This is a genomic window from Streptococcus sp. 477, from assembly GCF_013277295.1.
Classification (GTDB): domain Bacteria; phylum Bacillota; class Bacilli; order Lactobacillales; family Streptococcaceae; genus Streptococcus; species Streptococcus pseudopneumoniae.
Map to the genome: position 1 here is coordinate 40368 of NZ_VMMQ01000007.1, position 20901 is coordinate 61268.

The 20901-nt window shown below is 39.5% G+C and carries 18 protein-coding genes and 1 pseudogene; 7 read left to right on the top strand and 12 right to left on the bottom strand.

What is annotated here, in order from left to right; genetic code table 11:
* Positions 1-69: 69 nt before the first annotated feature.
* The 6 genes from HT691_RS00775 to ruvB all read right to left on the bottom strand — a co-directional run bounded on the left by HT691_RS00775 (position 70) and on the right by ruvB (position 6569).
* Complete coding sequence (locus HT691_RS00775; protein ID WP_054392882.1) at positions 70-1923, bottom strand: proline--tRNA ligase; 1854 nt, start codon at positions 1921-1923, stop codon at positions 70-72.
* A gap of 12 nt (positions 1924-1935) precedes the next feature.
* Complete coding sequence (rseP, locus tag HT691_RS00780) at positions 1936-3195, bottom strand: RIP metalloprotease RseP (RefSeq protein ID WP_000900657.1); 1260 nt, start codon at positions 3193-3195, stop codon at positions 1936-1938.
* Between the two features lie 21 nt (positions 3196-3216).
* Positions 3217-4020, bottom strand: coding sequence for a phosphatidate cytidylyltransferase (locus tag HT691_RS00785; protein ID WP_000189868.1), 804 nt, complete (start codon positions 4018-4020; stop codon positions 3217-3219).
* Positions 4021-4028: 8 nt separating this feature from the next.
* On the bottom strand, positions 4029-4787 hold the full coding sequence (locus HT691_RS00790; RefSeq protein ID WP_000466722.1) for an isoprenyl transferase: 759 nt from the start codon (positions 4785-4787) through the stop codon (positions 4029-4031).
* A 230-nt stretch (positions 4788-5017) separates the two neighbouring features.
* Entirely contained in the window at positions 5018-5590 is a 573-nt protein-coding gene (locus HT691_RS00795) for a nucleotidyltransferase family protein (RefSeq protein WP_023932518.1), read from the bottom strand.
* Positions 5571-6569: a Holliday junction branch migration DNA helicase RuvB gene (gene ruvB / locus HT691_RS00800; RefSeq protein ID WP_188109878.1), complete on the bottom strand. Its 999-nt coding sequence runs from the start codon at positions 6567-6569 to the stop codon at positions 5571-5573. Before ruvB ends, HT691_RS00795 begins: the two co-directional genes overlap by 20 nt.
* 131 nt (positions 6570-6700) lie before the next feature.
* Here ruvB and HT691_RS00805 point away from each other — a divergent pair, with 131 nt between their 5' ends.
* Positions 6701-6793, top strand: coding sequence for a type I toxin-antitoxin system Fst family toxin (locus HT691_RS00805; RefSeq protein ID WP_000970381.1), 93 nt, complete (start codon positions 6701-6703; stop codon positions 6791-6793).
* 595 nt (positions 6794-7388) lie between these two features.
* Here HT691_RS00805 and HT691_RS00810 read toward each other — a convergent pair.
* Positions 7389-8042, bottom strand: coding sequence for a DUF4352 domain-containing protein (locus HT691_RS00810; RefSeq protein ID WP_050207592.1), 654 nt, complete (start codon positions 8040-8042; stop codon positions 7389-7391).
* Positions 8043-8270: 228 nt separating this feature from the next.
* Positions 8271-8712, bottom strand: a pseudogene (locus HT691_RS11190) (winged helix-turn-helix domain-containing protein); the annotation flags it as partial.
* A gap of 115 nt (positions 8713-8827) precedes the next feature.
* Between HT691_RS11190 and HT691_RS00820 the strand changes: the two are divergent.
* Positions 8828-8920, top strand: coding sequence for a type I toxin-antitoxin system Fst family toxin (locus tag HT691_RS00820; protein WP_000970294.1), 93 nt, complete (start codon positions 8828-8830; stop codon positions 8918-8920).
* An 823-nt stretch (positions 8921-9743) separates the two neighbouring features.
* Here HT691_RS00820 and HT691_RS00825 read toward each other — a convergent pair.
* From HT691_RS00825 to leuS, 4 genes are read right to left on the bottom strand one after another with little or no spacing between them, the layout of a single operon-like run.
* Positions 9744-10160, bottom strand: a complete 417-nt coding sequence (locus tag HT691_RS00825) for a GNAT family N-acetyltransferase (RefSeq protein WP_000628388.1) — start codon at positions 10158-10160, stop codon at positions 9744-9746.
* 11 nt (positions 10161-10171) lie between these two features.
* Positions 10172-10867, bottom strand: coding sequence for a GNAT family protein (locus HT691_RS00830; protein WP_001144903.1), 696 nt, complete (start codon positions 10865-10867; stop codon positions 10172-10174).
* A gap of 55 nt (positions 10868-10922) precedes the next feature.
* Positions 10923-11765, bottom strand: coding sequence for a hypothetical protein (locus HT691_RS00835; RefSeq protein ID WP_138705968.1), 843 nt, complete (start codon positions 11763-11765; stop codon positions 10923-10925).
* Between the two features lie 41 nt (positions 11766-11806).
* Positions 11807-14308, bottom strand: coding sequence for a leucine--tRNA ligase (gene leuS, locus HT691_RS00840; protein ID WP_138705967.1), 2502 nt, complete (start codon positions 14306-14308; stop codon positions 11807-11809).
* A gap of 147 nt (positions 14309-14455) precedes the next feature.
* Here leuS and HT691_RS00845 point away from each other — a divergent pair, with 147 nt between their 5' ends.
* The 5 genes from HT691_RS00845 to HT691_RS00865 all read left to right on the top strand — a co-directional run bounded on the left by HT691_RS00845 (position 14456) and on the right by HT691_RS00865 (position 20781).
* Entirely contained in the window at positions 14456-16105 is a 1650-nt protein-coding gene (locus HT691_RS00845; protein WP_138705966.1) for a histidine kinase, read from the top strand.
* Complete coding sequence (locus HT691_RS00850; protein WP_023935595.1) at positions 16098-16871, top strand: response regulator; 774 nt, start codon at positions 16098-16100, stop codon at positions 16869-16871. The genes HT691_RS00845 and HT691_RS00850 overlap by 8 nt, the downstream gene beginning before the upstream one ends.
* 111 nt (positions 16872-16982) lie before the next feature.
* The gene (locus HT691_RS00855) at positions 16983-18029 is read left to right on the top strand and encodes an ABC transporter substrate-binding protein (protein ID WP_023935593.1); all 1047 of its coding nucleotides are present in this window, start codon (positions 16983-16985) and stop codon (positions 18027-18029) included.
* 12 nt (positions 18030-18041) lie between these two features.
* Positions 18042-19133 carry an ABC transporter ATP-binding protein gene (locus HT691_RS00860; RefSeq protein WP_023939666.1) on the top strand — a complete coding sequence of 364 codons (1092 nt, stop codon included), beginning with the start codon at positions 18042-18044 and terminating at the stop codon, positions 19131-19133.
* Positions 19123-20781 (top strand): iron ABC transporter permease, encoded by a 1659-nt coding sequence (locus HT691_RS00865; RefSeq protein WP_119941694.1) that lies wholly within the window; start codon positions 19123-19125, stop codon positions 20779-20781. Before HT691_RS00860 ends, HT691_RS00865 begins: the two co-directional genes overlap by 11 nt.
* Positions 20782-20901: the final 120 nt, after the last annotated feature.

Genomic DNA, 20901 nt, shown 5'->3' on the forward strand with positions numbered 1-20901 from the left:
CCATTATACAGAAAAAACAAGGTAAAAACTAGTTACATTTTTTCCTTGTTTTTCTTCTGATTATAGTTTTTATTTCTTGCTGAGAATTTCAAGCGTTTCAAGCAAGTTATCTGCATGAACCTCGATGGTGTCACCAGTCGCTTTAATCTTCACTTCTACGATGCCATCGGCCGCTTTCTTCCCAACAGTGATACGGATTGGCAATCCAATCAAGTCACTGTCGCTAAATTTAACTCCGACACGTTCGTTACGGTCATCTGTCAAGACTTCATAACCAGCTCCCATCAAGCTTGCTTCAAGCTTTTCTGTCAAGGCTTGTGCTTCTTCGTCCTTGACATTAACAGTAATCAAGTGCACATCAAATGGCGCCAATTCTTTAGGGAAGTTGATTCCCCAAGCGTAACGGTATTCACCTTTTGGTGTTTTGTTAACAAAGAGGCGAGCGTGTTGCTCCATCACTGCTGAAAGGAGACGGCTGACACCGATACCGTAACATCCCATGATGATTGGCACAGCACGGCCATTTTCATCCAAAACATCTGCTCCCATGCTTGCTGAATAGCGAGTGCCGAGTTTAAAGATGTGACCAATTTCGATACCACGCGCAAAGTTAAGAACACCTTGTCCGTCTGGGGAAATTTCACCCTCACGAACTTCACGGATATCCACATATTCTGCAGTAAAATCGCGACCTGGATTCACACCAGTCAAGTGGTAGCCATCTTCGTTAGCACCGACAACTGCATTGCGAACATCTTGTACCTTACGGTCTGCAATGATTTTAATATTCTCTGGCAAACCAACTGGTCCAAGTGAACCAAATCCTGCTTGAACAAGATTCGCCACTTCTTCTTCGCTAGCAACGTCAAAGAAATCTGCTCCCAAGTAGTTTTTCAACTTGACTTCGTTGAGTTGGTCATTTCCAACTAGAAGGGCTGCAACAAGCTCACCATCTGCCATGTAAAAGAGGGTTTTAATCGTTTGTTCTTCTGGAACATTGAGGAAGGCTGCAACTTCATCAATTGATTTAACATCTGGCGTTGCAACACGAGTAACTTCTTCTTCAGCGACAACACGGTTGCTTGGTTTGTACTCGTTTGTTGCCATTTCTAAGTTAGCTGCATAGCTAGACTCACTTGAGTAAGCAATGGTATCTTCACCAGAGACTATCCATTTGAGCAATTCTGCCTTGATTTCTTCTTGCGCTTGATCAGGAATTTCGTCAAATGAGGCAACTGACTTGTCCAAGACAACCCAGCGGTCAAGGTCTGTACGAGCAGATGTAATGGCCATAAATTCTTGGCTATCCTTACCACCCATGGCTCCACCGTCACCAATAATAGCCTTGAAGTCTAAACCACTACGAGTGAAAATACGCTCATAGGCTGCTTTGTACTCATCATAAACACTATCCAAACTATCATAGTTAGCGTGGAAACTATAAGCATCCTTCATGATAAACTCACGTGTACGAAGAAGTCCATTACGTGGGCGTTTTTCATCACGATACTTAGGCTGGATTTGGTAAAGGTTGAGTGGCAATTGCTTGTAAGACTTAACAGAATCACGGACAATAGCTGTAAAGGTTTCTTCGTGTGTTGGACCTAGGATAAAGTCTGATTTTTCACGGTTTTTTAGTTTGTAAAGGTCTTCACCGTAAGTTTCGTAACGACCTGATTCGCGCCACAATTCTGCACTGAGAAGGGCAGGAGCCAACATCTCAACGGCACCAATCTTGTCGAATTCTTGGCGCATGATATTTTTAGCTTTTTCAATCACACGATTAGCAAGTGGTAGGTAAGAATAAACACCTGCAGATACTTGGCGAACATAACCAGCACGCAACATAAGAGCATGGCTGATAACTTGAGCATCGCTTGGCATTTCGCGAAGCGTTGGGATAGGTATTTTACTTTGTTTCATAATATTCCTCGATTATCTAAAAAAGAGTCGCATAATGTCATTCCAGGTCACAGCAATCATCAAGACAACCATGATGACCACTCCGGCCAAGGTAACATAGGTTTCAATTTCTTGTTTTAATGGTTTGCGGCGGATGGCTTCCAGGATATTGAGCACAATCTTACCACCATCCAGAGCTGGAATCGGAATAAGATTAAAAATCCCGATATTGATAGAAATCATTGCCAAGAAGTACAAGACATTCTCAATTCCATTTTTAGCAGCATCACTACTTGCCTTAAAGATGGCAACAGGTCCACCTAGCTTGTTCAAATCCGGTTGGAAAATCAGATTTTTCAGAGCTGATAGGATTCGGATAGCCGAGTCGGCTGCAGTTGTAAATCCACCTACAAACATGGATAGAAAATCTGACTTAATTCCCGGTTGAACACCTAGAAGGTAACGGCCTTGACTTTCTTCGGGTGTAACAGTGACTTGTTTGTCACTCCCCTTTTCAGAAATAGTCACATCCAAAGTCGGGGCCGTCTTATCTTTGGTTTCTGTTTCCACAGCCTGAATCAAGCTTTCCCAGTTGTTAATCTCATGTGAGCCAATCTTGGTAATTTGTGCCGTTTCTGGCACTCCCACCTTAGCCAAGGCCCCTTGGGGCATGACATGGAACTGGTTGGTATCAACATCTCTGACGCCACCCTGCATAAAGATTAAAATCCAAAAAACAACGACACCCAAGATAAAGTTATTCATAGGGCCTGCAAAGTTGGTAATCAGTTTGCCCCAGATAGTCGCATTTTGATATTGAACATCTAAAGGTGCAATCCGAACCTCAGTACCATCTGCTTCCACAACCGTTGCATCGTGATCCACTGCAAATGTTTTTTCTTCTTCCAGAACCAATCCTTTGATAAAGAGCTTGTCTTCAAAATCAAACTGGGTCACCTGCATAGGGAGGGCTGTTTGATCCAATTTTTTACCTGAGAGATTGATGCGTTTAACCTTACCATCATCAGCAAGTGTCAAACTAACAGGCGTTCCTGTCTTGATTTCAGTTGTATCATCACCCCAACCGGCCATGCGGACATAGCCACCCAGAGGCAAGATTCGAATGGTATAGGCCGTTCCATCCTTGCCAATGTGAGCAAAAATTTTAGGTCCCATACCGATGGCAAATTCACGTACTAAAATCCCTGATTTCTTGGCAAAGTAGAAGTGCCCGAACTCGTGCACCACTACAATAATCCCGAAAACCAGAATAAAGGTTAAAATTCCGAGCATAGCGTTTCCTCCGTCTTTTGATTAAAAGAGTCCAAATAAGTGCATGATTGGAAATACAAGCAACATACTATCGAAACGATCCAAAACACCACCATGTCCAGGGATAAATTTCCCAGAATCCTTAACACCAAAATGACGTTTGATCGAACTTTCTAGTAAATCACCAAATTGTCCAGCAATACTAAAGAAAATAGCAAAGACTGACATCTTGTAAATTCCATATGGAAGAGCAACTGTACTGTCAACTATCATAAAGATAATGGTTACTAAAATCGCTCCTAAAATACCACCCAAGGCACCCTCAAGGGTTTTATTAGGCGATACCCTTGGTGCTAACTTTCGTTTCCCATAGTTCATCCCAACAAGATAGGCACCACTGTCTGTCGCCCAGACGATACACAAGGCCAAAAGCGCCTTATCTAAACCTGCAACACGAGCATCTAGTAAAGCATTAAATCCAAAGCCCACGTAGAAGCTCATAGCAAGAGGGAAAACCGCATCCTCAATCGTATAAGACTTGCTAAAAACGGTCGTTCCTAACATGATTGAAATCAAAACACTATAGGCAACCACATTCCCATCAACTGGCAAAAAAGTCAGGTAATTCTCCAAGGGAATGGTCAATGCAAAGGTTGCAAAGAGGGTCAAGAGGCCCTCCATCGTCATGGTCTCTAGACCTCTCATCCTCAAAAGTTCATGCATGGCTAGCATGGCTATGATTCCGATTGCTATCTGAAGCAAGAGTCCCCCAATCATCAAAATCGGTAGGAAAATAGCCAGTGCAATCCCTGCAAACAAGGTTCTTTTCTGTAAATCCTGTGTCATATTTCCTCCTAAACTCCTCCAAATCGGCGATGACGACGATTGTAGGCAAGAATGGCTTCCTGCAAGGCCGCCTCGTCAAAATCAGGCCACAAGGTATCTGTAAAATAGAGTTCACTATAGGCCCCCTGCCATGGTAGGAAATTACTCAAACGCAATTCTCCACTGGTACGGATAATCAAGTCTGGGTCTCGTAACTCCTTAGGTAAATGCTGGGTAAAAAGATAATTACCAATCAACTCCTCTGTGATGTCACCTGGGTTGATTTTGGCATCTAAAACATCCTGAGAAATCAACTTAAGAGCCTGTGTAATCTCAGCACGTCCACCATAGTTAAGAGCAAAATTAAGAATCAAACCTGTGTTGTTCTTAGTCAATTCCTCAGCCTTGGTCAGAGCTTCAAAGGTTTGCTTAGGCAGGCGGTCCGTTTCTCCGATCATTTGAATCTTAACATTATTCGCATGCAGTTCCGGGACATAATTATCATAAAACTCTACTGGCAAGTTCATGATAAACTTGACTTCCTGATCTGGACGGGTCCAGTTTTCTGTAGAAAAAGCATAGACCGTAATAACCTTAACGCCTAGTTTGTTAGCTGCCTTGGTCACAGTTTGCAATGCTTCCATGCCCGCCTTATGTCCAAAAACTCGCGGTTGCATACGTTTTTTAGCCCAACGGCCATTGCCATCCATGATGATGCCGATATGAGCAGGAACCTGTGTCGGAACCTCTACTTCCACAGCCTTATCTTTCTTAAAAAATCCAAACATGATCTTATTCCTATTCAAAAATCTATCGTTTCATTATACCATATTTCCCCATTTTCTTCTATCACTAAGCTATTTATTCTCAGGCACCAAGCCCATTTTTCAAAAAAATAAGCCGCCTGATTGGGCGACTTTATTTTTATAGGGAGATTATTATGAAAAAGTTTTAGGAGTTTAAGTTAAGGTCTTCTTAACTTATGAACTTAGTGTACACTCCCTAGCTTAAAGTTTCCTTAAGTATTTTTAAAAATCAAATTTTTCCATTTCTCCTGCCAATTTTTCTTGGATAAACGTGTTTGATAGAGTTCCATTCGTTCTTGATTCTCTAAAAAATGAGGAGTTGGACGAACTTGAAAATTCAAAATATCCTCCAGACCGTATGGAGTAAAGAGTTCCAAAGCAGATTCTTCATTCAAGCGCAGTCCAACAGCCGTACATCGTTCTGGATACTTACTCATAGCATCACGGGAACTGGTATAGGGAGCAGTATGAGGGCTGTGCTGGTGCATATAGACTTGATTTTTCAATTCCCACTGGTACTGAGGAAAGTCCTCTCGCAGTTTTTTCTCCAGTAATAAGGTTTCCTCATAAGAAATATCCGGATCAAAGAAAATCACATCTACATCTGTTTCAAAGTCAAAAGGTGATTTGTCTGACAAGAGATTCCAGATGAAATTTCTGACAGAACCTGCTGCCAACCACGAGTCTTTCAGACCAAGGTTTCGGATAGTTTCTAGAATAGCCATCATATCCGGATTCTCTCTAAAAACCTCTAGAATTTCTTGCTCATTTTTCACTGTATTCATAACCTAAATGCTCATATGCCTTAGCAGTCGCCACCCGTCCAGACCGCGTCCGCATGATAAAACCTTTTTGAATCAAGTAAGGCTCATACATGTCTTCGACAGTCTCGCGCTCCTCGGCAATATTAACAGAAAGAGTTCCTAATCCGACAGGACCACCACCGTACATCTCAATCATGGTGCGAAGGATTTTTTGGTCCACATAGTCCAAACCTTCATGGTCAACATCCAGCATGGTCAAAGCCTTATCGGTAATAAGATCATCGATAACCCCATTCCCCATAATCTGGGCAAAATCGCGCACGCGCTTGAGGAGACGATTGGCAATACGGGGAGTTCCACGACTACGCAAGGCCAGCTCGGATGCTGCCTCATGGGTGATTTCCATCTCAAAAATATCTGCCGTCCGCTCGACAATTTCCGTCAAATCAGCATGAGCATAATACTCCATATGACCTGTAATCCCAAAACGTGCCCGTAGCGGATTTGAGAGCATACCAGCCCGAGTCGTCGCACCAATCAAGGTAAAAGGTGGTAACTCCAAATGAACACTGCGACTACCTTCACCAGCCCCAATCATGATATCAATGTAGAAGTCCTCCATGGCACTATAAAGCACCTCCTCCACCGACATGGGCAAGCGATGAATCTCATCAATAAAAAGGACATCCCCAGGCTCTAAGTCATTCAAAATCGCTACCAGATCTCCGGCTTTTTCAATGACTGGACCCGAAGTCTGCTTGAGATTGACACCTAGTTCGTTGGCAATAACAAAAGCCATGGTCGTTTTTCCCAAACCTGGAGGGCCAAATAAGAGGGCATGATCCAGCGCTTCATCCCGCATTTTGGCAGCTTCGATAAAGATTTGGAGCTGTTCCTTGACCTTATCCTGTCCAATATATTCACGTAAGTACTGAGGACGGAGCGTGCGTTCTACTAACTCCTCGTCCCCTATTATCTCATTGTCTAAAATTCTACTCATGGCTCTATTATATCAAAAAACCAAGCCACAAACAAAAAAGCCACTGGATTGTGACTCCCGAGTCTAGCACTTATGTGGTATAATATTGTTCGGAACTTCTACACCGCCTACGAAAGGAGGTGAGATAGCCCATGATGGAATTAGTACTCAAAACTATCATCGGACCAATTGTGGTCGGTGTCGTTCTTCGTATAGTCGATAAATGGCTAAACAAGGACAAATAGTGTCAAAAAAGACCTCAAGCTTATTTGGTCGTGAGCTTGGGGTCTTTTCTAGCCTATGATATAGAACTAGTACTCAATTCCTTTTTATTATCCCATAGTTCACGAATTTTGTCAAAGGTTTATATCCTCATCCATTCAGCTTCTCCAACTTTAGAATCTGTCCAATAAAGTTTATAAGATTTAGAGAAAGCTATTGAAAAATGATATTTAGAAAACTTCCGAAAAGCCTGAAATAGAGCAAAAAAACTCCACCAGTTCCGGTGGAGTTAAGGGAGATTATGATGAAAAAGAAAAGTTTAGGATTTTATTAAATAAAGTTAGGAGGTCTTTATTTAATGACTATATAATACTAGACTAGCCTTAAATTTTGCTTAAGCAAAAACAAGTTTTATTATTTTTCTCTGTTGATCCAAGTCATCCCTATACAATTATAGGTGGATAAGGCTTCAAAATCCAATTTGCACCATTTTCTCCACTTCAACATAATTCCTAGATTACTAATTTTTTAAAACCATAACATAAAAACAAATGTAAAGAATAAGAAAAAATGCATAACATCTACTAAAAAATAGACATTTTGCATTTTTAATTCAGACTAATCTAGACTAATTTTTCCTCTTTGAGTTCCAAAAACACCTGTTTGTACTTGTAACTGTAAGCCTGAAGCATCTGCAGTCTCCGTATTCACATCAAATACCACATTTCCTGTGATACTATTTTCAGGGTTTAATTCTGACAAAAAGAATTTTGCTTCCTGATTTGCATAGATACCAGCTGTACTATCAGTTGAGTACTCTGTATCATCTTTTAAAAGCTTAAAGAAATCATCCGTAACAGTTATAGATTTTTTACCATTATTTTTTACCGTCACATTCAGAATTAAATAAATACCATTTGCGTTTTTGCCAAATTCTCCTCCAACATTTTGAGACAGAGATTTTGAATTCACGATATATTCAACATCTCCAACTTTAACAACTTCTCCGATTTTATTCTCTGCCTTAGCTTTTGTCTCCTCTTCCTTATTTTTATTTTTTTCTGTTGCCTTTGTTTGAGCAGTTTCTTCTGATGCTGCTGTTTGCGTACTTGAACTAGATGCAACTTCCTGCTTAGTGGAGTTACTTCCACTTCCACCTTTAACTACACCAAATACAACAATAATAACAATCAATATGAACCACCATTTTTTATAAAAAGGTGTTTTTTTCACATATACATTCCCATTTTCATCTTTGATTTTCTTAGCCATAAGAAATTTCCTTTAATCTTTTTCAACTATTATATTATATTTCCTAAAAAAAAAAGCATTTTTGAGGGTAATTTTAATTTTTTTAAATAAATGCGATTTAAAAAGTTTCAATCACTGAGCCTAGCTAAACAATTTCAACTAACAAAATTATCTCAAAAGAACTTTGCCATTTCAATTTTTCTAAAATATAGCACTCTAAGACAAATGAGGTGATTCTTGTTCATACTCAATTGTCTGAGCGTCTGCCTTCTTGGGATGTTCAGGTCGAGGAGTGACCGTTCGCCAACCATGGCATTTCAGGAGATAATAGCAACCATCACGTGTAAAAGTGCGACTAATCTCTTTTTGATAGGATGCAAATAACTGATTGACAGTTACAAATTCCCCAGCTTGAGCAGTTTCTATATGACGTTTTAGAAATGCTTGTTCTTCTTCGTAAGTCCTATATTCTCTATGACGTCCACCACGAGTCTCTTGAAGAAGAGCATACAAACTCCTTATATTTTTCAAATTCCTCCAAACAGTTGTTTTATTGCAATCTAGCAGATCCATGATTTCCTTATAACTCTTTTGAATAAAATATAATCTATAGACGTTTGTGGTATTCGGCGTACGATGAATCTCTTAGGAGTTTTTCAATTTTTTGTGTTTCTTCGTTTGTGAGTTTCATAACTACTATTATAAGATGTTTTTTGACTTTAGTATAATATGAGAGAGTAGATTACTTTATGGTATAATATTCTACGGAACTGCTACACCGCCTGCGAAAGGAGGTGAGATAGCCCATGATGGAACTAATCCTTAAAACTATCATCGGACCGATTGTGGTCGGTGTCATCCTTCGCTTAGTCGATAAATGGCTAAACAAAGATAGATAGTGTCAAAAAAGACCCCAAGCTTAATGTGGAAGTTAGCTTGGGGTCTTTTCTAGTCCATGATATAGAACTAATCCTTAATTCCTCTCCATTATCTCACAGTTCACAAAATTTGTCAAAACTTTACATCCTCAGCTTCTCAAGCTTTAACCACTTTACAACAAGACTTTCAAGTTTAAGAGAAAATTAGGGATTCTATCAATTTCATAGAAATTTTGATTTAGTAAACGAAGAGACAATCTTATATGTCACTCCTCATTTAATACGCCACTACTGGACAAGCAAAATCATTATTACAGTAGTTCTAGTCCTTCAATTAACAGTCACTTACATTCAAAGTGAGGTTGAAGTAGCTGAAGGTACAACAGACCTATTTCTTAATCATATTCGCTAAAAAAGCCCCCGCCAATTCCCCGACCAAAATCCGAAAAATACCGAAAAATATCGAAAAATGATTTTTAGAATAGTCCCCAAAAGCCTGAAATAGAGCCAAAAAACTCCACCTAATCGGGTGGAGTTAAGGGAGATTATTATGAAAAAGAAAAGTTTAGGATTTTATTAAATAAAGTTAGGAGGTCTTTATTTAATAACTATATGATACAAGACGAAGCTTAAAACTAGCTTAACTTTTCTCAGATTCTACCATTTTGCAGAAAATCACTATCACTATCACCTCACAAAAAGCCACCTGATTAGGTGACTTCATTAGGAGATTATGATGAAAAAAAGTTTTAGGATTTCATTAAATAAAGTTAGGAGGTCTTTATTTAATGACTATATAATACTAGACCATCCTTAAACTTTGCTTAAGAAAAAACAAGTTTTGTTATTTTTCTCGATTCGCCCAAGTCATCCCTATACAATTATAGGTGGATAAGATTTCAAAGCCCATAGAACGATAAAATCCCACGTTTTTTTCTGTCTCTTCTGTCACCAGCTGGACTTGATAAGCATCTTTGTAATCTTTTAAGGCCTCTTTCATTAGGGCACTACCAATCCCTTGACGCTGATAGATTGGTAAAACAATCAAATCCTGTACAAAAACTGATGAGAATCCATCTCCAACCAAACGAATCAAGCCCACCACAGCATCACCATCAAGTGCCAGATAAATTACTAATGAATGCGATAAGGCCTGCTCCAGCATCTCTGGTTGATGGGTATAATTTGTCCAACCGACAGCCTGATAGAGATGCAAAACATCCTCTAGCTTGACAATTTCTTGCTTTTTAATAGTAATCATCTCAACACCTCTTAAAGTTCTCTCAAGCTCTTGTACTGCTGTCCATTTTTATCAAAATTTTCAGGACGCAGCCATGTTTCCAAACGATCTTTGACTTGAGGCCAGTCCTTATCAATCATAGACAACCAATCCGTATCCCTCGTCCGTCCCTTATAAACCACCGCCTGGCGGAAGGTTCCTTCATAGACAAATCCCAAACGCTCCGCAACTCGTCTGGATGGCAGGTTAAGAGCATCGCATTTCCACTCATAGCGACGATAGTTTAGCTCCTCAAAAATATAGCGAGCTAGGAGATACTGAGCCTCAGTTCCTATCCGTGTACCCCTTAGCTCTGGAGAAAAAGTGACTGCTCCGACTTCTATTACTCGGTTATTCTGGTCAATGCGCATGAGAGAAAAAGTTCCCAAAGCCTTACCAGTCGCCTTGTCTATGATTGCATAGTAAAAACGGTCCTTACGAGCCAACATCTGATTTAAAAGGCTAACCAGCTCCCCCATATCTGCTACTGGCTCCTGAAAAAGATAGGTCCACATCTCCCGAGGAGTATCCGGGCCATAAACAGCTAGCAAATCCTCCGCATGTTTTTCTACCGAGAGAGCCTCTATCCTAGCATAACGCCCTTCTAAGAAATCAATAGAAGGCAGTGCACCGGGTGTATAACCTTCCATTGACTCACCAATCATCTGACCATATTCATTTACTGGCATAGCTTTCTCCTTGTTTCACTTTTCAAACTTTTTACTCAACTCTATTTGAATTGTCCTATCTGCTAATTTCAAGTTTTTTATCAATTTCATTTAACAATTTTTCTGCATCTTCTTTATTTAAAACATTTTCTCGTGCTACATAGTTTCTACAAATATTCAGGGCCGCAATTTGGTCTGCTTTATCCAAAGATTCAAACATAATTCTCACTGAGTTACTAGCAATAACTCCTCGTTTATCATCCGAATTTTGAAGAAAGTTAAGTAGAACACTTAAATTGTTCTGACGACACGATTCGTACAAATCAATATATTCACCGTATTTTTTCGATTCAGAATCAGTAAGTTTATCTACAACTTTTACCTGCGAATAAAAATAGATTATTTCCCTATTTTGAATAATATAATTTATTTTTCTGATATATTTTAATCCCTCTATTAAGAGCCAAATAAAATAGATTATCAGAATAGCAAACAGTGGTAGCCACATGATACCAACACTGGATTGAATACGAGGATAAGTTTCATTAAAAGAAACTATTAAATTTTTGGCTCCAAAATAATGAATAATGGATAACAAATTTGTCACTATTAATAGAGTTGCAAAAGATTTTGTAAATAAAAATTGATACACTTCAGACTGTGTCCTTATAATTTCATTTGGAGATATTCCAAAAATATTGCTTGATTTATCATTTGAAAAACTAAAGAAAGTAATAAAAACTGCAAAGAGAGTGTCTAAAGTGAGTGTCAAATTTAAACTTTCCTTGTCCCAAAGACAATTTTTAAAATAATATGCACCCACTATTGACATTACTAATACTATAACTGACACTACAATAATAGAAATCTTAAATAATAAAATTTCACACTTCCTGCTATCGTTCACTAATCTATTCATTCTGACCTATTCTAAAGTTCATACTCTAGAGTTACTTCTTTTTATTTCACAACAATGTTAACCAATTTATTCGGTACACTAATCACTTTCACGATGTCCTTACCGTCAATTTCTGCTTTGACTTTTTCATCCGCTAGAGCAATTTCTTGCAATTCTTCGCGTGATAGGTCTTTAGCAACCATGACTTTAGCACGGACTTTTCCTTTGATTTGGATAACAATTTCGACTTCGTCTTCAACTAGTTTGCTTTCGTCCCATGTTGGCCAAGCTACGTAAGAGATTGACTCACCTATTGCTGCAACTGTTTGCCAAAGTTCTTCTGCCAAGTGAGGTGCAAATGGGGCAATCAATTGGATAAATCCTTTGGCATAGTCAACATAGAGCTTGTCTTCCTTGTTAGCCGCATTGACAAAGACCATAAGTTGGGCAATAGCTGTGTTGAACTTCATAGACTCGATTTGCTCAGTAACAGATTTGACTGTTTCGTTGTAGACCTTGTCAAGAGCGCCATTGTTTTCCGCAAGGATTTCTTTGCTTGTAATCAAACGGTAAACACGGTCAAGGAACTTACGGCTTCCTTCCAGACCTTCTTCTGACCAAGCAATCGAAGCATCAAGTGGTCCCATAAACATTTCATAGACACGAAGAGTATCGGCACCGTATTGTTCCACCACGTCGTCTGGGTTAACAACGTTCTTAAGCGATTTAGACATCTTGGCTGGCGCTTGCTCCAACTCTTCCCCTGTTTCCACATGGAAGAAAGAACCGTCACGTTTTTCAACCTTATCGGTTGCCACAAGAGCCCCACGGTGGTCACGGTAGCTTGTTCCCAAAATCATTCCTTGGTTAAAGAGTTTTTGGAATGGCTCTTTTGTTGGAACCACACCGAGGTCATAGAGGAATTTGTGCCAGAAACGAGCATAAAGCAAGTGAAGTACAGCATGCTCTGCACCACCCACGTAGATATCTACTGGCAACCATTGTTTGAGAAGGCCCTCATCAGCCAATTTCTCAGTGTTGTGTGGATCGATATAGCGGAGGTAGTACCAGCTTGAACCTGCCCATTGTGGCATGGTGTTGGTTTCACGACGACCTTTAACACCATCTTCACGAGTCACTTCAAGCCAATCTGTCAAGTTAGCTAGTGGACTTTCACCAGTACCTGAAGGACGGATATCCTTGGTTACAGGCAAGACAAGTGGCAATTCACTTTCAGGAACAGCTGTTGAAGTTCCATCTTCCCAATGAATGATTGGAATTGGTTCACCCCAGTAACGTTGACGGCTAAAGAGCCAGTCACGGAGACGGTAGGTAACCTTCTCTTGTCCACAGCCTTTTTCTTCCAACCAAGCCACAATCTTGGCAATTGCGTCTTCTTTGTTCAATCCATCTAGGAAGTCTGAATTAACATGAAGGCCATCTTCTGTGTAGGCAGCTTCTTCAACGTTTCCACCTTCAAGTACTTCGACGATTGGAAGGTCAAATTGTTTGGCAAATTCCCAGTCACGTTGGTCGTGGGCAGGCACAGCCATAACCGCACCTGTTCCATAACTAGCAAGAACATAGTCCGCAATCCAGATTGGAATTTCCTTGCCATTGACAGGGTTGATGGCATAAGCACCTGTCCAGACCCCAGTTTTTTCCTTGGCAAGGTCTGTACGAGCCAAGTCAGATTTGAGGCTAGCTTGGTGTTTGTAGTCTGCAACTGCTTCTGCTTGCTCTGAACTTACGATAGCGTCTACTAATTCATGCTCAGGAGCCAAAACAGTGAAAGTCGCACCGAAAAGAGTATCAGGACGAGTGGTAAAGACTGTGAATTCCTTATCAGTTCCCTTAACCTTGAAGGTTACATTAGCACCAGTTGATTTCCCGATCCAGTTGCGTTGCATGTCCTTGATAGACTCTGGCCAATCTAGTTCATCTAAGTCATTGAGCAAGCGCTCTGCGTAAGCCGTGATTTTGAGCATCCATTGGCGCATTGGCTTGCGGACAACTGGATAGCCTCCACGCTCAGACGTTCCATCAGGAAGGACCTCTTCGTTGGCGATGGCTGTTCCCAATTCCTCAACCCAGTTTACTGGCACTTCCGCTTCATAGGCCAAGCCTTTTTCGTAAAGCTTGGTGAAAATCCATTGCGTCCACTTGTAGTAGTTTGGATCTGTTGTGTTGACTTCACGATCCCAGTCATAAGAAAATCCAAGCGCATTGATTTGGCGTTTGAAGTTGGCAATGTTCTCCGCCGTAAATTCTGCTGGGTCATTACCAGTATCCATAGCGTATTGCTCTGCAGGCAAACCAAAAGCATCCCAACCCATTGGGTGAAGAACATTGTAGCCTTGCGCACGTTTGTAACGACTGAGGATATCGGTTGCAGTATAACCTTCTGGGTGTCCTACGTGCAGACCAGCTCCAGACGGATAAGGGAACATATCAAGAGCATAAAACTTAGGTTTTGATGCATCTGTTCCTGTCTTAAATGTATGATGTTCTGCCCAGTAGCCCTGCCACTTAGGCTCAATTTCTTTATGATTGTAAAAACTCATGGTCTCTCTCCAATTTTGTGATGTTACTATTATACCATTTTTGAGGGAATTTGGTCTCGTTCTATTCTATACTTTTCTATTTTACCTTGCTCTAAAATTTTTAAACTGCTATACTTATAACAGAAAACCCTTCCAAGGAGGTAGCGGATGTCTCATTCCTTTAAAAAATCTCTCCAAAAAGAAATTCTCCATAGAAGCTCTATCGCAGCCTTTGTGACCTCACTCTTACTACTCATTTTACTTTTTGGTTTTTCCTATTTTTTACAAAAGCAACAACTCTCCAAAGATACGAGACAGATTGTCAAACAGGTTCAAGAAATGAAAGAAGCAAATAATGAGCTCCTGACCACTATGAACTATAAAATGATTCCTGAATTTTTGGACGGCAAACACACAGAGCGAGAAGTCTTTAGCTTATTTTACGAGACAAAAGCTAGATTGAAGCTTAGTTCTGACCTCATTATTCTAAACGATACAGGTGAATTACTATTTAGTACCAATCGCAATCATCAAGAAAGTATTTTATCACCCTACTATCTAAAACTACTCATTCAAAATCCTTCTCAAGATAAAGTGACAGAAAAAATTGCTCTCTCTTCAGACAAGCAACACTACACACTCTTTATCAAACCACTACTTCAAAACCAACGAGTTAAGGCCTATACTATTGCTTTCGTAAATGAGAATGATTTCATCTCAAGTTTCCCAATGATCAATTCCAAATACATCATTACCGATAGCTTTGGAAATATGTTTTCCAACAACACAAATCAGTTTACTCGTTCCACTCTTGAAAAATTGGATGAAAAACTCCTACACTCTCGCACCCACTGGTATGCGAATGAACCGCTTATTGTTCAAAAAGAAAAAGTCGGTGCTATTTTTTCAATCTATACTTTTCAATCCTTTTTTCCCATTCCTAGCTTACTCGGCCTAGCCTCCGTCCTCACCTTATGTATATTCTTCCTCTACTTCTGGCAAGCGAGACGAATTGCTCATAAAATTGCCACACACAACGCTGTTCCCATTGAAAGTTTGGTTTACCAACTTCAAGAAATTCCCAAACAAGCAGAAAAAAGGCTTTCTCTACAAACAGGTGATGAGTTTGAGTTTATGGCAGAAAAAATCAACAATATGTTGTACGAATTAGATCAACTTCATCAAAAAATGTTGACCATAGAAAAAGAAAAATGGATTTTTGAAAGAAAAATGCTGGAAGCTCAGTTCAATCCTCATTTTCTCTACAATACACTTGAGACGATTAAAATCACTTCTTTAATGGATGCCGCCCTCACACAAGACCTAATTCAAAATCTCACGCGCATTCTTCGCTACAGTATCACGGATTTAGAAAAAGAAACAACCATTTGTCAGGATTTAAAGATTATAGAGGATTACCTTATGATTCATAAGATTCGTTTTGAGCACTTTTCTTATGATATTGTCTGTCCAGAAACTGTCGATAATCAGCCTATCCCTAAACTTTTCTTACTTCCTCTAGTAGAAAATGCTATAAAATATGGGATGCAATACCGTATTGATCTTCATATTGATATCCAAATTACCTTGGAAGCAGATTCTCTGACTTTTTTAATCAAGGATAATGCCGGAGGGCTCACAAAACAAGAGCGACTCGCTATTTTAGACTCTTTAGAAAGCCCTCATACCCAGCATGGCATCGTGAACAGCTACAAACGATTGAGCAATTTCTTTTCTGATGTCCAGCTAGATTTAGGAGTCAATCGCCAAGGAGAAACTTGGGTCAAATTTATAACGAAAGGACTAACTCATGTTTAAGCTCATTATCGTAGAAGACGAACACCTCATTCGAAAATGGCTAGAGATTGCCGTAGACTACTCTGCCTTGGGTATCCAAGTCGTAGGAACTGCCAGTCACGGTCAAGAGGGAATGAAACTCATCCAAGAAAAAGAACCTCATATTGTCTTAACAGACATCACAATGCCAATTATGGATGCTTTTATGATGTTTGAAGCCACTCGTACCCTCTCCTATGAAAAAGTTATCTTATCAGGTTATAACGATTTTCAAAACGCCAAAAAAGCCATGCAATATGGAGCAGCTGATTTCTTATCCAAGCCAATTGATACCAAGGAATTGACAGAATGTCTTCAAAACATTGTTTTGCGATTACAAGGTAGCACCTATCAAGAAACTCCTTTTTTAGAAGAATATCAAACTTTACTCACCTCTATCCAACAGGTTGATACACAAAACCAAATCATTCAACAAATTATTTCCTTTGTCCACAAGCATTATGCAGAGCATTTTACGATTGCGACTATTGCTGAAGCTTTAAACTATAGCGAAAGCTACCTATATAAAGTGATCAAAGAAGACTTCCCCATGACGCTAAATGAATATATCTTACAATATCGCCTGAAACAAGCTATAGATAAGATGGCTGAATCTCCCAACTCCCCTCTAAGCGACATCTCTGATCAAGTTGGATTTTCAGACTATAAATATTTTGCCAAAGTATTTAAAAAGTATCTCCATATTTCCCCAAAGGAATTGAAATCACTCGGAAGAATAGTAAAATAAGCTATTCTTCTTTTTGTAGAGAATTTTACTCTAATAGAATAGAATTGTCGGTTTTAAAAACGCTTACACTGTTTTAAAATAAACTTAAATAACACAACGGAGGTATCCATCATGAAAAAGAAATGGATGTATTATGCTGCTTGCGGACTAGCTCTTTTTGGTCTTACTGCTTGTTCTTCTAATGAATCTGCCGATGGCGGTTCATCTGATAAAGGAGACGGCGGTTCGCTAGTCGTTTATTCACCAAACTCAGAGGGCTTAATTGGAGCAACTATTCCTGCCTTTGAAGAAAAATATGGTATCAAAGTAGAACTGATTCAAGCTGGTACTGGAGAACTTTTCAAAAAACTAGAGTCAGAAAAAGAAGCTCCTGTAGCTGATGTCATCTTTGGTGGTTCTTATACACAATATGCTACCCACGGAGAACTCTTTGAAAACTATACTTCAAAAGAAAATGATAATGTTATCAAAGAATATCAAAACACAACTGGTTACTCTACTCCTTATACACTAGATGGTAGTGTTTTAATCGTCAACCCTGATTTAACTAAAGGCATGAACATCGAAGGATATAGCGACCTTCTCAAACCTGAACTAAAAGGAAAAATCGCAACTGCTGACCCAGCAAACTCTTCTAGCGCCTTTGCTCAATTAACAAATATGCTACAAGCTCAAGGTGGTTACAAAGATGATAAGGCTTGGTCTTATGTAAAAGATCTCTTCACACTTATTGATGGTAAAATCGGTTCAAGTTCATCTGGTGTCTATAAAGCAGTCGCTGATGGAGAAATGGCTGTTGGTCTCTCTTATGAAGATCCAGCTGTTAAACTCTTAAATGACGGAGCTAACATCAAAGTTGTCTATCCAAAAGAAGGAACAGTCTTCCTACCTGCTAGTGCTGCTATCGTTAAAAAAGCTAAGAACATGGAAAATGCCAAGAAATTTATCGATTTCATCATCTCTCAAGAAGTACAAGATACACTTGGTACAACCACTACTAACCGTCCTGTTCGTAAAAATGCCAAAACAAGCGAAAACATGAAACCAATTGACAAAATCAAAACACTCACTGAAGATTATGATTATGTCATCAAAAATAAATCAGATATCGTTAAGAAATACAACGAAGTCTTTACAGATATCCAATCTAAACAGTAAAAGAGGTTCACTATGAGTGAGATCAAAATTATTAACGCCAAAAAAATCTACCACGATGTCCCTGTTATTGAGAATTTGAACATTACAATTCCAAAAGGAAGTCTCTTTACCCTTCTTGGACCTTCAGGATGTGGGAAAACGACCCTTCTTCGTATGATTGCAGGTTTCAACAGTATCGAAGGTGGAGAATTTTACTTCGATGATACAAAAATCAATAATATGGAACCCAGCAAACGCAATATTGGCATGGTTTTCCAAAACTACGCTATTTTCCCACATTTGACTGTCCGAGATAATGTCGCTTTTGGTCTCAAGCAAAAGAAGGTTCCAAAAGAAGAATTGATTCAACAGACCAACAAGTATCTTGAACTCATGCAAATTGCTCAATATGCGGATCGAAAGCCCGATAAACTCAGTGGTGGACAACAACAACGTGTCGCCTTGGCACGTGCCTTAGCTGTTAATCCAAGTGTTCTCCTCATGGACGAGCCACTTAGTAACCTAGATGCCAAACTTCGCTTGGATATGCGTCAAGCTATTCGAGAAATCCAACACGAAGTAGGAATTACAACCGTTTATGTGACCCACGACCAAGAAGAAGCTATGGCTATTTCAGATCAAATTGCTGTTATGAAAGATGGGGTCATTCAACAAATCGGTCGGCCAAAAGAACTCTATCATAAACCAGCTAATGAGTTTGTAGCAACCTTTATCGGACGCACAAATATTATCCCTGCCACTCTTGAAAAACGGAGCGACGGCGCTTATATCGTCTTTTCAGATGGCTATGCTCTTCGAATGCCAGCCCTTGATCAGGCTGAAGCACAAGCTATTCATGTAAGCATTCGTCCTGAAGAGTTTATCAAAGATGAATCTGGAGATATTGAAGGAACTATTAGCGATAGCGTCTATCTTGGACTAAATACGGAGTACTTCATCGAGACAGGCTTTGCCTCAAAAATTCAAGTTAGCGAAGAATCAACTTTTGAAGAAGATCTACAAAAAGGCGATCGTATTCGTCTACGAATCAATACTCAAAAATTAAACGTCTTTTCTGCAGATGGTTCACAAAACCTGATAAAAGGAGTCAACCATGGAACGTAAAAAACTAAATATTTGGACAGCCTCCTCTTTCTTCATCTTTCTTACCTATCTTGTCTTTCTCGTTTATCCTATCGTTACCGTGCTCAAGCAAGCACTCATACATGAAGGACAATTCTCACTAGCTAATTTTGTCACTTTCTTTGGTAAAGCCTACTACTCTGAGACACTTGTCAACAGTTTCAAGGTTTCCATTACCGCTACTGTCACTTCCTTAGTTGTAGGAACCCTATTAGCTTATCTCTTCTCTATGTATGACTTCAAGGGGAAGAAATTTCTACAAATATTGATTATCATTGCTTCCATGTCAGCTCCTTTCGTGGGAGCCTACTCCTGGATTCTCTTGCTGGGACGAAATGGGGTCATTACTAAATTCCTGACAAATGCCCTTCATCTTCCAGCTATCGATATTTATGGATTCAAAGGAATTGTACTTGTCTTTACACTGCAACTATTCCCACTGGTATTTCTATACGTTGCTGGGACAATGAAGAGTATTGATAATTCTCTACTTGAAGCCGCTGAAAGCATGGGATCCTTCGGATTTAAGCGTATCGTAACGGTTGTTTTACCTCTCCTCGTTCCAACCTTACTAGCTGCTGCCTTGCTTGTATTTATGAGAGCATTCTCAGACTTTGGAACGCCTATGTTAATTGGTGAAGGATATCGGACTTTCCCGGTCTTGATTTATACCCAATTCATTAGCGAGGTTGGAGGAAATTCTGCTTTCGCATCTGCTTTAGCAATTATGGCGATTATCATTGCCTTGGCAATTTTCCTTATCCAAAAACACATTGCAAATCGCTACAGTTTCAGCATGAATTCGCTCCATCCAATTGAGCCTAAAAAAACTACAAAAGGAAAAATGGCTGCCATTTATGCAACAGTCTACGGAATTATCTTTATCTCTGTTTTACCTCAAATCTACTTGATTTATACCTCTTTCCTAAAAACATCAGGTATGGTATTTGTCAAAGGTTATTCTCTAAACAGTTACAAGGTAGCTTTCAATCGTATGGGCTCTGCTATTTTCAATACCATTCGTATCCCTTTGATTGCCTTAGTCCTAGTTGTCTTATTCGCAACATTTATCTCCTACCTAGCCGTTAGAAAACGGAATTTGTTTACAAACTTAATTGACAGCCTCAGTATGGTACCTTATATTGTACCAGGAACCGTTCTAGGGATTGCCTTCATTTCTTCCTTCAATACTGGCCTATTTGGAAGTGGATTTCTTATGATTACAGGAACTGCTTTCATCTTGATTATGTCCCTATCTGTCAGAAGATTGCCTTATACTATTCGCTCATCTGTTGCTAGCTTACAACAAATAGCCCCAAGTATTGAAGAAGCTGCTGAGAGCTTAGGAAGTAGCCGTCTCAATACCTTTGCCAAGATTACAACTCCAATGATGCTATCTGGTATTATTTCTGGAGCCATCCTATCTTGGGTCACAATGATTTCAGAACTCTCTACTTCTATCCTCCTCTACAATGTCAAAACAAGAACAATGACTGTAGCCATTTATACAGAGGTTCTCAGAGGAAATTACGGTGTAGCCGCAGCCTTGTCAACTATCCTAACTGTTCTAACAGTAGGTTCCTTGCTCTTATTTATGAAAATCTCTAAAAGCAACAGCATTACACTTTAGTTTCCCCCATCAAAAACAGCCGAAAGGATTACCCTCGGCTGTTTTTTCTTATCTTGATATTCCTATCAAATCCCTAGTTCATAGCAAGCAAGTCTAGACTGATTATACTCAATGAAAATC

Coding starts and splice junctions, on each gene's coding strand:
- HT691_RS00775 (WP_054392882.1), bottom strand. CDS start 1,923: ATGAAACAAAGTAAAATACCTATCCCAACGCTTCGCGAAATGCCAAGC.
- rseP (WP_000900657.1), bottom strand. CDS start 3,195: ATGCTCGGAATTTTAACCTTTATTCTGGTTTTCGGGATTATTGTAGTG.
- HT691_RS00785 (WP_000189868.1), bottom strand. CDS start 4,020: ATGACACAGGATTTACAGAAAAGAACCTTGTTTGCAGGGATTGCACTG.
- HT691_RS00790 (WP_000466722.1), bottom strand. CDS start 4,787: ATGTTTGGATTTTTTAAGAAAGATAAGGCTGTGGAAGTAGAGGTTCCG.
- HT691_RS00795 (WP_023932518.1), bottom strand. CDS start 5,590: ATGAATACAGTGAAAAATGAGCAAGAAATTCTAGAGGTTTTTAGAGAG.
- ruvB (WP_188109878.1), bottom strand. CDS start 6,569: ATGAGTAGAATTTTAGACAATGAGATAATAGGGGACGAGGAGTTAGTA.
- HT691_RS00805 (WP_000970381.1), top strand. CDS start 6,701: ATGATGGAATTAGTACTCAAAACTATCATCGGACCAATTGTGGTCGGT.
- HT691_RS00810 (WP_050207592.1), bottom strand. CDS start 8,042: ATGGCTAAGAAAATCAAAGATGAAAATGGGAATGTATATGTGAAAAAA.
- HT691_RS00820 (WP_000970294.1), top strand. CDS start 8,828: ATGATGGAACTAATCCTTAAAACTATCATCGGACCGATTGTGGTCGGT.
- HT691_RS00825 (WP_000628388.1), bottom strand. CDS start 10,160: ATGATTACTATTAAAAAGCAAGAAATTGTCAAGCTAGAGGATGTTTTG.
- HT691_RS00830 (WP_001144903.1), bottom strand. CDS start 10,867: ATGCCAGTAAATGAATATGGTCAGATGATTGGTGAGTCAATGGAAGGT.
- HT691_RS00835 (WP_138705968.1), bottom strand. CDS start 11,765: ATGAATAGATTAGTGAACGATAGCAGGAAGTGTGAAATTTTATTATTT.
- leuS (WP_138705967.1), bottom strand. CDS start 14,308: ATGAGTTTTTACAATCATAAAGAAATTGAGCCTAAGTGGCAGGGCTAC.
- HT691_RS00845 (WP_138705966.1), top strand. CDS start 14,456: ATGTCTCATTCCTTTAAAAAATCTCTCCAAAAAGAAATTCTCCATAGA.
- HT691_RS00850 (WP_023935595.1), top strand. CDS start 16,098: ATGTTTAAGCTCATTATCGTAGAAGACGAACACCTCATTCGAAAATGG.
- HT691_RS00855 (WP_023935593.1), top strand. CDS start 16,983: ATGAAAAAGAAATGGATGTATTATGCTGCTTGCGGACTAGCTCTTTTT.
- HT691_RS00860 (WP_023939666.1), top strand. CDS start 18,042: ATGAGTGAGATCAAAATTATTAACGCCAAAAAAATCTACCACGATGTC.
- HT691_RS00865 (WP_119941694.1), top strand. CDS start 19,123: ATGGAACGTAAAAAACTAAATATTTGGACAGCCTCCTCTTTCTTCATC.